Annotated in this window: 9 protein-coding genes; 7 read left to right on the top strand and 2 right to left on the bottom strand. The window is 69.8% G+C overall.

The window, feature by feature from the left end:
- Positions 1-22: 22 nt before the first annotated feature.
- On the top strand, positions 23-442 hold the full coding sequence (locus ABZZ22_RS20200; RefSeq protein ID WP_354934869.1) for an SRPBCC family protein: 420 nt from the start codon (positions 23-25) through the stop codon (positions 440-442).
- Here the strand turns inward: ABZZ22_RS20200 and ABZZ22_RS20205 are convergent.
- Positions 439-1,614, bottom strand: a complete 1,176-nt coding sequence (locus tag ABZZ22_RS20205; protein ID WP_354934872.1) for an Ig-like domain-containing protein — start codon at positions 1,612-1,614, stop codon at positions 439-441. The two genes, ABZZ22_RS20200 and ABZZ22_RS20205, sit on opposite strands and share 4 nt — an antisense overlap.
- A gap of 160 nt (positions 1,615-1,774) precedes the next feature.
- Between ABZZ22_RS20205 and ABZZ22_RS20210 the strand changes: the two genes are divergently transcribed.
- The 4 genes from ABZZ22_RS20210 to ABZZ22_RS20225 are packed head-to-tail and all read left to right on the top strand — an operon-like array spanning position 1,775 to position 8,673.
- The gene (locus ABZZ22_RS20210) at positions 1,775-3,304 is read left to right on the top strand and encodes a DUF3375 domain-containing protein (protein WP_354934875.1); all 1,530 of its coding nucleotides are present in this window, start codon (positions 1,775-1,777) and stop codon (positions 3,302-3,304) included.
- The gene (locus ABZZ22_RS20215; RefSeq protein ID WP_354934878.1) at positions 3,297-4,118 is read left to right on the top strand and encodes a DUF4194 domain-containing protein; all 822 of its coding nucleotides are present in this window, start codon (positions 3,297-3,299) and stop codon (positions 4,116-4,118) included. The genes ABZZ22_RS20210 and ABZZ22_RS20215 overlap by 8 nt, the downstream gene beginning before the upstream one ends.
- Complete coding sequence (locus tag ABZZ22_RS20220; RefSeq protein WP_354934881.1) at positions 4,115-7,477, top strand: SbcC/MukB-like Walker B domain-containing protein; 3,363 nt, start codon at positions 4,115-4,117, stop codon at positions 7,475-7,477. The genes ABZZ22_RS20215 and ABZZ22_RS20220 overlap by 4 nt, the downstream gene beginning before the upstream one ends.
- Complete coding sequence (locus tag ABZZ22_RS20225) at positions 7,474-8,673, top strand: Wadjet anti-phage system protein JetD domain-containing protein (RefSeq protein WP_354934884.1); 1,200 nt, start codon at positions 7,474-7,476, stop codon at positions 8,671-8,673. The genes ABZZ22_RS20220 and ABZZ22_RS20225 overlap by 4 nt, the downstream gene beginning before the upstream one ends.
- A 31-nt stretch (positions 8,674-8,704) precedes the next feature.
- On the opposite strand, the gene ABZZ22_RS20230 is transcribed toward ABZZ22_RS20225, so the two are convergent.
- The gene (locus ABZZ22_RS20230) at positions 8,705-9,826 is read right to left on the bottom strand and encodes an ionic transporter y4hA (RefSeq protein WP_354934887.1); all 1,122 of its coding nucleotides are present in this window, start codon (positions 9,824-9,826) and stop codon (positions 8,705-8,707) included.
- A gap of 132 nt (positions 9,827-9,958) precedes the next feature.
- Between ABZZ22_RS20230 and ABZZ22_RS20235 the strand changes: the two genes are divergently transcribed.
- Together ABZZ22_RS20235 and ABZZ22_RS20240 are read left to right on the top strand one after the other, a co-directional pair.
- The gene (locus ABZZ22_RS20235; protein ID WP_354934897.1) at positions 9,959-11,683 is read left to right on the top strand and encodes a gamma-glutamyltransferase; all 1,725 of its coding nucleotides are present in this window, start codon (positions 9,959-9,961) and stop codon (positions 11,681-11,683) included.
- Positions 11,684-12,106: 423 nt separating this feature from the next.
- Positions 12,107-12,879: DUF222 domain-containing protein (locus ABZZ22_RS20240; protein WP_354934890.1), on the top strand; the 773-nt coding region annotated here is incomplete at its 3' end.

Consider the following 12,879-nt stretch of genomic DNA (forward strand, 5'->3'; position numbering starts at 1 on the left):
GGGGCCGGTGCACACTGGCCTCATGCCCTCGCACTACGCCTTCGCCGAGACCTGGGAGCTGCCGATGCCGGCGGAGGCGGTGCGGGACGTGCTGGTCGACGTGGAGCGCTATCCGCAGTGGTGGCCGCAGGTGCGGGCGGTGGCGAAGCTGGGGGAGGACGACGCGCTGCTGGTGTGCCGTTCGAGGCTGCCCTACGACCTGGAGATCGTGCTGCACGCGGTCAGCCGGGATCTGCCGACGCTGGAGGTCGGGCTCGGCGGGGACCTGGACGGCTTCGCGCGGTGGACGCTGACACCGGCCCCGGGCGGGAGCCGGATGGTGTTCGAGCAGGAGGTCGTCGTACGCGGTCTACTCGGGCTGGCCTCGATCGCGCTGCGTCCGGTGCTCACCTGGAACCACCGGCAGATGATGCTCGGCTGCCGCAACGGCCTGGCGGCCTAGAGCGCGGAGCCCTTCTGGTATTCGGCCCAGGACAGGTTCCAGTCGCCGAAGCCGTTGTCCCACTCCATCTTCCGGTCGGTGCCGACGGTGTCGACGATGTCGCCGACGCGGGCCAGGCCGTAGAGCCAGCCGGCGTTGGCCGTGGAGAGGCCGGTGCAGCCGTGGGAGACGTTGGCGTTGCCCTGGGAGCCGGTCGACCACGGCGCTGCGTGGATGAACTCGCCGGAGTTGGAGATCCGCATGGCGTACTCGACGTTGTCGAGGGAGTAGTAGTCGCTGGAGCTCTGGTCGGAGATGCCGATCGTCTCTGAGCGCATCTCCTTGACCCGGTGCTTCTCGGAGATGACCTTGATCCCCGAACGGGTGGTGAAGCCGGGCTTGCCGGTCGTGATCGGGATCGTACGCAGCAGCTTGCCGTTGCTGAAGACCTTCATCTGGTGGGTGCGCGCGTTGACCTTGAAGATGTGGGCGTCGCCGACCTTGTAGGTGGCGGTGCGGCTGTGCTGGCCGTAGACGCCGGCTCCGGCGGAGGCGCCGTTGATGTCGAGGTCGACCTTGATGGTGGTGCCGGGCTTCCAGTATTGCTGCGGGCGGTAGCGGGCCTCCTTGTCGGAGACCCAGTACCAGGAGCCGGCCTGGGCCGGGGTGGAGGTGACGTGCATACGCTTCTCGAAGGAGGCGTGGTCCTTGACCGGGACGTCGAAGTAGACCGCGACCGGCATCCCGACGCCGACCTTGGTGCCGTCGACGGGGACGATGGTGGCGAAGGTCTGCTGCGCCAGGGAGAGCGAGCGGGTGGTGAAGCTGCTGGTGACGGTGCCGGTCTCACCGGTGGCGGTCACGGTGTAGCGCAGCGCCGGGTCGAGCAGGTCGTTGGCGGTCCACTTCGTCTTGTCCGTCGAGAGCGAGCCGGGCACGGTGCTCCCGTCGGGCCTGGCCACCTTCACGCTCGTGAACTCGCCCGAGGTCGCGGTGACGGTGACGGTGCTGTCGACCGGCACGTCCTTGGCTCCGTCGGCGGGGGCGATGTCGGCGGCCAGCGGCTTCGCGGACGGCGAGGCGGCAGCCGACCCGCCCTTCGCCGAGTCCGGGGTCTCCGGGGCGCCGGCGCAGCCGGAGAGGGCGATCAGGGCCATCGTGGCCACGAAGACAGAGAAGGTACGAACCCGCATGCGACCACTATGCGGCAGGTGGCAACCGAATTCTCAGCCCGCGGCGTGCACGCGCCGAAGGAATCGCGCGCTGGAAGAGATCCGGGATGCTCCCGACGGTTCGCGTTGTGGCGTTGTGGCGTTGTGGCGTTGTCGGCGGTGCCGCGTACGGTATCTGCCGATGAGTGAGACTCGCGTCGAGGCGGCGTACGCCGGGGCACTGGCCGCCTTCAAGAACCCGATGCTCGACCTCCTGCACGGTCGGTTCGCACCGTTCGTGGTGGCGGTGCTGTCGGTGACGTTCACCTCCGATCGAGCGGCGGTGCCGGTGGTGGACGCGCACGCCGAGATCGGCGACATGCTGGACCGGCTCCGCGCCACGGGCTACGCCGAGGGTGAGAGCGGCGAGGTGATGCTCCCGGTGGGCACGGCCCGTGAGCTGTGCCGTCAGTGGGTGCGCGCCGGCTGGCTGCTGCGCCAGATCGAGGGCGAGGACGAGGTCTACCGGCTCTCCGCCCACGCGGTGGGTGCGCTGGAGATCGCCGGACGGGCGAGCGGGTCGCGGGCACGCGTCTCCGAGTCGCGGGTCCGGACCCTCCTGGAGGCGGTCGAGCGGCTCGCCCAGGACGCCGATCCCGACGTGCTGACCCGGGTCGCCCGGCTGACCGAGGAGATTGCCGAGCGGCGCGCCGAGATCGCCCGTCTGGATCGCACCGGTGTGGTCGACACGGTCGACGACGACACCCTGCTGGAGCAGGCCGAGAACATCCTCCACCTGACCCGCGAGCTCCCGGCCGACTTCGCGCGGGTGGTCGAGTCGATCCGGGCGATGCAGCGTGATGTGGTGACCGACCTGCGCCAGGACGTACGTCCGGCCGGCGAGGTCCTGCGCGAGTACCTCCAGCGCGGCAAGGACGTGATGGCCTCCACCCCCGAGGGAAAGGCGTTCGCGGGCGCGCTGCGGATGATCGGCGACCCGCGCCGCCTCGACGACCTCGCCACCAACCTGCGGACGGTGCTGCGGCATCGGTTCACCAGAGAGATGGTCCCGCCCGAGCGCGCCGAGCTGGCCGCGGTCGGGCGCCGGATCGAGACCGGTGTCGCGGAGGTCCTGGCGGCCCAGCAGACCGCCTCGCACGTGATCACCACCCAGGTGCGTACGCACGACCCGGCCCGCGACCGGCAGGTCGACGACCTGCTGCGCGATGTGATGGTCGGGCTCCAGGCGTGGATGCCGTCCTCGCGCACCGCCGAGGCGGTCGAGCCGCTGCGCCGGCTCCCGGTCGCCGACCTGGGCCACCTGCGCCAGTCCGTCAGTGAGCTGCGTCCGCCCGAGCCGCCGGCACCGCTGGCCGACTGGGGTGACGTGGAGAGCGCCGTCGAGGACACCAGGTCGTGGGGCGGTCCGGGCTACCGGGCGATCGAGGCCCATCTGGACGCCTACGTCGCGGCCAGTGCCAGCGAGGAGGCGATCGACCTGGCCGAGGTCTTCGCGGCCGCGCCGGAGGAGATCCGGCGGCCGGTCGACCTGCTCGGGCTGCTGGAGGTCGCCCACCGCCGTGGGATGAGCGAGACGGGGGAGATCTCCACCATCGAGGCCGTCCGGGCAGACGGGGTGCGCCGCAGGTTCGCCTTCGGCGGGGTGAGACTCAGCCCAACAGCGGCGACAGATGACGAACGGGCAGGCGAAGAGGATGGCGACGATGAGTGAGACCGAGACCGGAGCTTCCGTGGCCTATGGCAGCGAGCCGGAAGGCTTCATCGAGCCCGTCTCGATGGAGGACGACCCGACCGAGCTCTTCGTCGGCGACCACGGTGTCCTCGACGCCGACGTACGCCGGGTGCTGGTCCAGCTGCTGCGCCGCCGGTTCATCACGGCCGAGCGGAACCCGCGTCAGTGGCGTACTTTGCTCGACCACCAGGCGGTGATCGAGTCGCGCCTCCACGACCTGTTCGTCCGGCTCGTCGTCGACCACGACCGCGGGATCGCCTACAAGCGGCAGGTGCGCTCGGAGGAGCTGGACGTGCCGGTGCTCCTCAAGGACGACGCCTACTCGCGCGCCGAGACGCTCGTGCTCGTCCATCTGCGCACCGTCTTCCAGCGCGAGCGCGGCGCGGGCGAGAGCTCCGCGCGCGTCGACGCCGACGAGCTGGAGCAGACCGTGCTCACCTACTTCGACGTCGCCAGCGGCGACGCCTCCGCGCGCCGCGAGATCCGCCGGGCGGTCGACCGGCTCGCCCGGGAGGGGCTGATCGAGGAGGAGTCCGAGGACCGGTTCCGGATCACACCCCTGGTCGAGATCGTGCTGAGTGTCGAGAAGCTGGCCGAGCTCAAGGAATGGCTGAGGGAATCGGCTGGTCGAGCCGTGAGGCCGCCTGCGGCCGAGCGTGTCGAGACCAACACAGTCGAATCGAGCGCCGAGGGGGACCGTGTTGGTCTCACTGAGCCCGACTCCATGGGGCCTTCGCCTAGCGGCTCCGTCGGCTCGACCAGCGAGGACGATGACGAGGAGATCGAAGAATGAGCATGATCGACACACTCTTCGGCCTCATCCCGGCGCGCTCGACCGGGCGGCAGTGGGTCGCGAGCGAGCTACAGCTGGTCAACTGGGGCGGCTACGACGGCGCCCACCGGGTGCGGTTCTCGCCGACCGCGACGCTGCTGACCGGGGGCTCCGGGTCGGGAAAGTCGACGCTGATGGACGCCTATATCGCGTTGATCATGCCGCACACGACGCCGTTCAACGGTGCCTCCAACGGTGGCGTGGTTGGCCGTCCGCGCGGTCAGGACCAGCGCAACATCCTCTCCTACGCGCGCGGCAAGATCGACGAGGCGAAGACCGCCGAGGGCACCAGGATCCGGGTGCTGCGCGGCGACGGCCGCGACACCTGGTCGGCGATCGCGATGACCTGGGCGGACCAGACCGGCTCCCGCTTCACCGCGGTCCGGGCCTGGTATGTCCCCGCGTCCGCCAAGAACCTCGACGACGTGACCAAGCTCCGGGCGGTGGCCGAGGCAGGCTTCGACGTACGCGATCTGGAGCCGGTCGCGGCCCACCGGTTCACGCGCGCCTCGGTCTCCGAGGTCGGGCTGACCCCGATCGACACCGACCGTGACTTCACGGCGCGGATCCATTCTGCGCTCGGGATCGGCGCGGCCGGCGACGGCGAGAAGGCGGTCAACCTGCTGGGCCGGATCCAGGCCGGGCAGCAGATCACCACGGTCGACGATCTCTACAAGAAGATGGTGCTCGAGGAGCCCGAGACCCTCGCCACCGCCGACGGCGTCGTGGCCCACTTCGACGAGCTCGCCGCGACCCGCGACCGGATGGTCACCGCCCAGCAGCAGGTGCGTGCGCTGACACCGATCCGGGAGCACCGCGCAGCCATCGAGGGCGCCGCCGCCAGACTGGAGGTCATCGACGGGATCGGCGACTTCGGGGACGAGACCACCCCGGCGGGCCTGTGGCGGGCCGGCAAGCGGGTCGACCTGCTCAGCGAGCTGGAGGCCGATCTCAGCGCCCGCAGGGGTGCGGCGGAGAAGGCGGTGGCCGAGAAGCAGGCGCTCGTCGAGGCCGCCGAGTCCGAGCGCGACGGCCTCGCGGTCACGGTCGCCGCCTCCGGCGGACGGCGCCTCGAGGAGGCCACCCGCGAGATCCGGTCCGCCGAGACCCGCGCGGACAACGTACGCCGCGCCCGCGAGGGCCTGGACGAGGAGCTCGGCGTACTCGGTGCCGTGGCGACCACGCCCGCCGAGTTCGAGAGCCTCCAGGCCGCCGCGCAGGAGGCCCTGGTCGATGACGATGCCCGCACGACCGCCCTCAACGCGTACGCCGCGGCTCGGTCTGCCGAGGCCGCCGCCGTCGAGCTGGTCGGCCGCCTCGAGGACGAGCTCGCCGATGCCGAGAAGACGAAGAACAACATTCCCGAGCCGCTGCGCGCCGCTCGTGCGGTGCTGGCCGAGGCGGCCGGGCTCAGCCCGGCGGAGATGCCGTTCGTCGGCGAGCTGATCGAGGTGCGCACCGAGCACGAGGCCTGGCGCGAGGCCTTCAACCTGGCGCTGGGCGGTTTCGCCACCACGATGCTCGTCGACGCGGCTCACGTGGGCGCCTTCCGAGCCGCGATCGACTCGGTGCGGCAACGGACCCGGATCCGCTACGAGGCCGTCCCCACCGGCTTGAAGGAGGGTGTGCAGCAGCTGGACGAGGGCACCCTTCCGGGGCGTCTGGACTACCGCCGCGGCGTGTTCACCGGCTGGCTCAAGCAGCGCCTGAGGGAGCGGCACGGCTACGTCTGCGTGCAGACCCCTGCGCTGCTCGGCCAGCACCGGATGGCGCTCACGGTCACCGGGCAGGTCTCGCAGGGGACCCGGGGCGCGCACGGCGGCCACGGTGCCGGCAACGTGCTCGGCTTCACCAACACCCGTCGCGTCGCCGACCTCACCGAGCGCCTCGAGACCGCCCGCAAGGACGCGGAAGCCGCGAAGGGCGTGGTCATCGCGACCGAGCGGGCCATCAAACAGCTCGACCTGCGGCGTACGTCCTTCAAGGCGGTCTCCTCGCTGACCTGGGACCAGGTCGACGTGGCTGGTGCCGAGGCCGAGCGGGACCGGTGGGCCTCGGTGATCGCCGAGGTCACAGCCGAGAACCCGGAGATCGCCACGCTCCAGGAGCGCCTGAAGAGCGCTCGGGCCAAGGTCGACTCGCTACGCGAGGGCATCGGCGCGGCCAAGAGCAGCTTCCAGGACCTCGACGAGCGCTGGAGCGACGTGGTCGAGCAGGTCGATCGTGCCAAGGACGCGCTGGAGGACGCCGCGGCGTCCGGCACCGACGTCGCTGCCGCCCAGGCCGACTATCTCGAGCAGCTCTTCAAGGCGTCCGGTGGCGAGGAGGCCGGCCGCCGCGAGGACGCGCTCGCCGAGCTCGATGCGGTCTTCGCCCGGGCGAGCGAGAGCCTCACCGCAGACCGGGCCGGCGCACAGGAGACGATCGGGACCGCCCGCGGCCAGCTCCGGCAGACCTTCGAGGCGTTCGTCGAACGCTGGCCCAACCCGAACCTCCACACCGACCCGGAGGACTCCTACGCCGACTTCGACCGCCTCCTCGACGAGCTGGAGACCAGCGGCCTGCACGAGCTCGAGGTCGAGTGGCGTGACTCCCTGCTCAAGCTGTCGGGCAACGACCTGACGAACCTCGACTCGACCCTGTCACGCGCGGTGCGCGAGATCCGCGACCGGATCGACCCGATCAACCAGATCCTCGCCGGGCTCCCGTTCAACGACGACGCCCACCGGCTCCGCATCGACACCCAGGAGGGTCAGTCGGCGGTGCGCGGCCGGTTCCGCAAGGAGCTGCGCTCGGTGCGCGACCTCATCGAGAAGGCGGCGACCAACGAGTCTCGCGAGCAGGCCTACACCCGGATGGCGCGGCTCATCGACCGGATGCGCCGCACGGCTCCTGACTTCGCCGACCTGATCGACGTACGCAACCACGTCCGCGTCAGCGCCGAGAAAGTCACCGACGCCGGTGAGCACGTGGCCCTCTATGACCACATCGGCGAGAAGTCCGGTGGCGAGTCGCAGGAGCTGGTCGCCTTCATCGTCGGCGCGGCGCTGCGCTACCAGCTCGGTGACGCCGGAGCCGAGCGCCCGCGCTACGCCCCGGTCTTCCTCGACGAGGCGCTGATCAAGGCCGACGCCCGCTTCACCGGCCGAGCCATCGGCGCCTGGCGGGGTCTGGGGTTCCAGCTCATCATCGGCGCCCCCAACGACAAGCACAGCGCCATCGAGCCCCACGTCGACGTCCAGTACACGGTGCTCAAGGACGCCGAGGGCCACTCGTTCCCGAAGCTCGAGGTGGGACTCGAGGAGATACCGGCGAAATGATCCCAAGGTTGTTGAACCCCGCCGAGGCGGGCTCCCGGCTCGCTGCGCAGGTCAAGGACAAGTGGGCGGCGGCGATCTGTGCGGAGACCCGTGGTGATCCGTTTCCGTTCCAGGTCCCGCTGAGCCCGAATGTGACCAGCGGCGCCATCGTCGAGCGGCATCTCTTGGCCTCTTGGGGCGGCTGGCGGGCCGAGTGGCGACGGCTCGGGCTGCCGACGTCCGAAGGAGTCGGCTGCTGGGTGACGGAGTCGACACTCTCGGTGGCAAGAGGCGAGGCGGTCGACTTCCCCAAGACGCTCCACGCGTCTGACCTGGAGTCAGCTGTAGCCGCAGTGTCCGTTCTGGGCGGCGAGCCGACGAGGACTGACCTGGCCCGAGCCAGGAGTGTCGCCAAGCATCTTCATTCGCGGAAAGCCGGGCTCAGCCCGAGCACACTCAAGAAGGCCATCGCTCTGTCTGAACCGGATCTGCGCGCCCTGCTTGGGGTGCTTGACTGGCTCGCGGACCATCCCGACGTGAGTGCGTGGAGTATTCGTCAGCTTCCGATCCCTCGCGTCCACACCAAGTGGCTGGACAAGCGCATGTCGCTGATCCGTGACCTCACTGGTCGTGATCTCAAGAGCGAATTGCGCAAGCGGCCTACGGCGGTCCACCTGACGTACATCGACCCTGTCTACCTCGCTGGACCCGACCGGCCGCGCAAGCATGACTCGTGGACTGCCGGTGACAGCCACGACATCCCATACACACCGCACACCGTCCTGGTCGTCGAGAACCGAGATTGCCGAGTGTTCTTCCCGGAGGTCTCTGACACGGTCGTCGTCGAGGGCGGCGGCGCGGCGGCTACCGCACTGCTGGCGGAGATCCCGTGGGTCCGTGACGCCGAACGGGTCGTCTACTGGGGAGACATGGACGCGGATGGCTACGCGATCTTGGACCAGTTCCGTGCTGCTCTGCCCAAGGCTACGTCGATCTTCATGGACGTCTTCACCATGAACCGCTACGAGGAGCAGGGCGTGAGTGAGGACAAGGACGGCATCCCGCTCAAGCCCTCACAGCGCAAGCTTGGCTTGCTGACCGAAGAAGAGCGTGCGGCCTACGACATGGTCGCCACCGCGGGTCCGGCCAGGTTCCGCCGGATCGAGCAGGAGAAGCTGCCGATTCAGGAGGCGGCGGCGATCCTGCGCGCAATCTGACGCCGTTCCCGCTGTCACAGCCAGCAACGGCTCACGGCTGCATCGACAGGAACAGGAACGATGCCAGCAGGACCAGGTGGACGAATCCCTGCAAGGCGTAGACGCGACCTTGGACGACGGTGAGTCCGGTGACGAAGACGGTGATGACCAGCAGCACGATCTGGGTCGGTTCGAGGCCCAGATCGAGGGGACCGCTGAGCCAGATCATCGCGACGGCGAGGGTGGGGATGGTGAGACCGATCGAGGCCATCGCGGAGCCGTAGGCGAGATTGAGGCTGGTCTGCACCCGGTCCCGGGAGGCGTTGCGCACCGCGGCGATCGACTCGGGAGCGAGTACGAGGAGGGCGATCACGACGCCCACGACGGCGTAGGGGAACCCGAGGCTCTTCACAGTGCTCTCGATCGTGGGAGAGAGGACCTTCGCCAGGCCGACCACGGCGACGAGAGAGACCAGGAGGAGGGCCAGGCTGAGGCCAGCCTCGCCCGCCGAGGGCGGGTCGGCGTGGCCGTCCTCGTCGAGGTCGACCAGTCCGGTCATCCGGCCCTGCTCGTCGCTGGTGACCGGGAGGAAGAAGTCGCGGTGACGGACAGTCTGGGTGAAGAGGAAGGCGACGTAGAGGGCCAGCGAGGCGATGGCGGCGAAGACGAGCTGCGAGGTCGAGTACTGCGGGCCTTGCGCCGACGTAGTGAAGCGCGGCAGCACCAGGGTGAGACCGGCCAGGGCGATGACCGTGGCGACCGCGGACCCGGTGCCGGCGGCGTTGAAGCTGACCAGGCCGTGCTTGAGGGCTCCGATCAGGAGCGAGAGCCCGACGATGCCGTTGAGGGTGATCATCACCGCGGCGAAGACGGTGTCGCGGGCATAGGTGCTGGTGTTGTCGCCACCGCTGATCATCAGCATCACGATCAGGCCGACCTCGATCACGGTCACCGCGATCGCGAGGATCAGCGAGCCGAACGGCTCGCCGACCTTGTGGGCGACGACCTCGGCGTGGTGGACCGCGCCCAGCACCGCACCGATCAGCACGGCGCCCACCACGGCGAGGATGGTCCAGTGGTCGTGGCGGAGCCACGCGAAGACCAGCACCACCAGTGCGAGGATCGGCACGACCACTGACCATTGCAGGCGGCCCCGGACCGCTGGCGCACTCATGCGGCGACCCTATCCCGGCGCGGGGCCGCCGACGGGATGCCCGGTACGCGCTCGTAGCCTGAGGGTGTGCCTTCCTCCTACACCCCTCCGGCAGCGTTCAAGACCCGTCCCGATCTGCTGGGGAGGTTCGGCATGGTCGGCTCGACGCACTGGCTGGCCAGCGGCACCGCGCAGGCGGTGCTCGAGCGTGGAGGCAACGCCTTCGACGCGGTGGTCGCGGGTGGGTTCGTGCTGCACGTCGTCGAGCCCCACCTCAACGGGCCGGGTGGCGACCTGGTCGGGATCTTCGCCCCCGCCGGTGGCGAGGCGACGGTGCTGATGGGTCAGGGGCCGGCGCCCGCGGGGGCTTCCGTCGAGCACATGCGGGCAGAGGGGCTCGAGCTGGTCCCCGGCTCCGGGGCGCTGGCGGCCGCCGTCCCAGGTGCGGTCGACGCCTGGCTCATGCTGCTGCGCGACCACGGCACCTGGGAGCTGGCAGACGTGCTCGCCTACGCCATCGACTACGCCCGCAACGGCCACCCGATCCTGGGCCGGGCGGTCTCCACGATCGCCGCCGTGGCCGATCTGTTCCGCGACCACTGGCCCACCTCGGCAGCCCACTGGCTCGTCGACGGCCAGCCGCCCGAGCCCGACACCATGGTCCACAACGAGGCTTACGCCGCCGTGCTCGACCGGCTGGTGGCAGTTGGGGACACCGCAGCGACCCGTGCGGAGCGCATCGACGCCGCCCGTGCTGCTTGGGGCAGCGGGTTCGTCGCGGAGGCGATCGATCGGTTCGTACGCACCCCGCACCGCCACTCCTCCGGAACCGATCATTCCGGAGTGATCAGGTCGGCTGACATGGCCGAGTTCTCGGCTGCGTACGAGAGGCCGGTGACGACGGAGTTCCGCGGCCGCACGATCGCGAAGGCAGGGCCGTGGACCCAAGGCCCGGTGCTGCTGCAGACGCTCAACCTGCTCGAGCCGCTGGACGACGCGCTGCTCGACCCGAGCCGGCCGGAGGGTGCGCACACGATCCTGGAGGCGACCAAGCTCGCCTTCGCCGACCGCGACGCCCACTACGGCGACGGTGCCGATCCCGACGTGATCGAGACTCTGCTGTCCAAGGAGTACGCCGCGATCCGCCGACCCCTGATCGCCGATGCCGCCTCGTCCGAGGTGAGGCCCGGCCTGGGCGCGAAGACCTTCCCGCCGTTGCGGGAGACCTACGACCCGGGTGTGGTCGCGTCCGGGGTGGGGGAGCCGACCGTCTCGCGAGAGGGCGAGACCCGCGGTGACACCTGCCACATCGATGTCGCCGACCGCTGGGGCAACATGATCGCGGTGACCCCGTCGGGCGGCTGGCTGCAGTCCTCGCCCACGATCCCCGAGCTCGGCTTCTGCCTCGGCACCCGGCTGCAGATGACCTGGCTGGAGCCCGGTCTGCCCTCCACGCTTCGTGCGGGGCGCCGGCCTCGGACCACGCTCACTCCGACCCTCGTGCTCCGCGAGGGTCAGGCCGTCACCGCGGTCGGCTCTCCCGGCGGGGACCAGCAGGACCAGTGGCAGCTGCTCTACCTATTGCGCACTCTCGTCGGCGGATATTCGCCTCAGGAGGCCATCGACGCTCCCGCGCTCCACTCGACATCCTTCCCCGGCTCCTTCTGGCCTCGCACCTGGAATCCTGCTGGGGCGGTGCTCGAGGACCGGCTCGGTGCTTCGATCATCGAGGGGTTGCGGCAACGGGGGCATGCTGTTGAGCTGAGCGGAGACTGGTCGCTGGGGCGGCTTTCTGCGGTTACTCGTGATCCGGAGACTGGGACGCTTTCTGCTGCTGCTAATGCTCGGGGCGCTCAGGGGTATGCCGTCGGGCGTTGATGTTCCGCTCGTCGCCCTACCCCGCTGGTCGCCCTACCCCGCTGGTCGCCCTACCCCGCTGGTCGCCCTACCCCGCTGGTCGAGCCGCTGGAGCCGCTAGGCGGAGGCGTGTCGAGACCAACACGGTTCTCGTCGGGGAAACCTCGCTTGGCGACTGTTTCTTCGTTTCTGGGTTCGCCGCCGACCCTTCCTCCAGTGTTTCTCGATCATGCGCCGCGTCAAGAACGGGCTTCGCCCGCCGCTTCGCGGTGGCCTTCGGCCATCCTTGACCCGGCACCTGATCGAGAAAGGATTTCGCCATTATCGGGGCGGCGGCGAGGGTGTGGCGCGGGGATCAGGTTGCTTGTATGCGGACTGCATAAATCAGGCCTGACCAGCAAAAACGGGTGGCGCCGCGGTGCCGTGTCGCATATAATCAGGCGTATGAACGAGACCGTCGACCAGCTCCTTGCCGGGCCGCCGCTGGGCGCGTCCGAGGGTGAGCTGGTCGACTGGATCACTCGGCTCGAAGAAGTGAAGTGCGTCGCTGAGGCGGTTCAGGCAGAAGCAGCGGTACGCCTCGACGAGGCCACCCGCGTCCGGCAGGCCGAGGCAGGGGTTCCTGCCCGGAAGCTCGGCGAAGGTGTCGCCTCCCAGATCGCGTTGGCGCGGCGGGTCTCGCCCGCCAAAGGTGCCAAGCTGCTCGGACTGGCGAAGATCCTCCTCACCGAGATGCCACACACCTTCACCCTGATGAAGGCGGGTCTGTTCTCGCAGTGGCAGGCCACCATCCTCGCCCGCGAAACCGCCTGCCTGGCTCTGGAGGACCGCCGGGTCATCGATTACCAGCTCTGCGCCCTCGGCTCTGACGGTGAGCCGCCAGCGGTGGTGACGATGGGGCTTCGGCAGCTCGAGAACGCCGCCGAGAAGCTCGCGATCACCCTGGACCAGGAATCCGTCGTCGCCCGTGCCGCGAACGCGGAGAAAGACCGCCGGGTCAGCGGGCGGCCGGCCCCGGACACGATGACCTGGCTCGGGGCGCTGTTGCCGGTCAAGGACGGAGTCGCCGTATTCGCTGCGCTGGATCAGGCGGCGAAGGCCGCGCAGGCCGCTGGGGACGAGCGGACCCGTGGCCAGGTCATGGCCGACACCCTCGTCGACCGAATCACCGGCCGAAGCACGACCGGCGCGAAGCCTCGGGTCGAGGTCAAGGTCGT

This window comes from Nocardioides sp. NPDC006273 (assembly GCF_040613495.1).
Taxonomy (GTDB): Bacteria; Actinomycetota; Actinomycetes; order Propionibacteriales; family Nocardioidaceae; genus Nocardioides.

Coding starts and splice junctions, on each gene's coding strand:
- ABZZ22_RS20200 (WP_354934869.1), top strand. CDS start 23: ATGCCCTCGCACTACGCCTTCGCCGAGACCTGGGAGCTGCCGATGCCG.
- ABZZ22_RS20205 (WP_354934872.1), bottom strand. CDS start 1,614: ATGCGGGTTCGTACCTTCTCTGTCTTCGTGGCCACGATGGCCCTGATC.
- ABZZ22_RS20210 (WP_354934875.1), top strand. CDS start 1,775: ATGAGTGAGACTCGCGTCGAGGCGGCGTACGCCGGGGCACTGGCCGCC.
- ABZZ22_RS20215 (WP_354934878.1), top strand. CDS start 3,297: ATGAGTGAGACCGAGACCGGAGCTTCCGTGGCCTATGGCAGCGAGCCG.
- ABZZ22_RS20220 (WP_354934881.1), top strand. CDS start 4,115: ATGAGCATGATCGACACACTCTTCGGCCTCATCCCGGCGCGCTCGACC.
- ABZZ22_RS20225 (WP_354934884.1), top strand. CDS start 7,474: ATGATCCCAAGGTTGTTGAACCCCGCCGAGGCGGGCTCCCGGCTCGCT.
- ABZZ22_RS20230 (WP_354934887.1), bottom strand. CDS start 9,826: ATGAGTGCGCCAGCGGTCCGGGGCCGCCTGCAATGGTCAGTGGTCGTG.
- ABZZ22_RS20235 (WP_354934897.1), top strand. CDS start 9,959: ATGGTCGGCTCGACGCACTGGCTGGCCAGCGGCACCGCGCAGGCGGTG.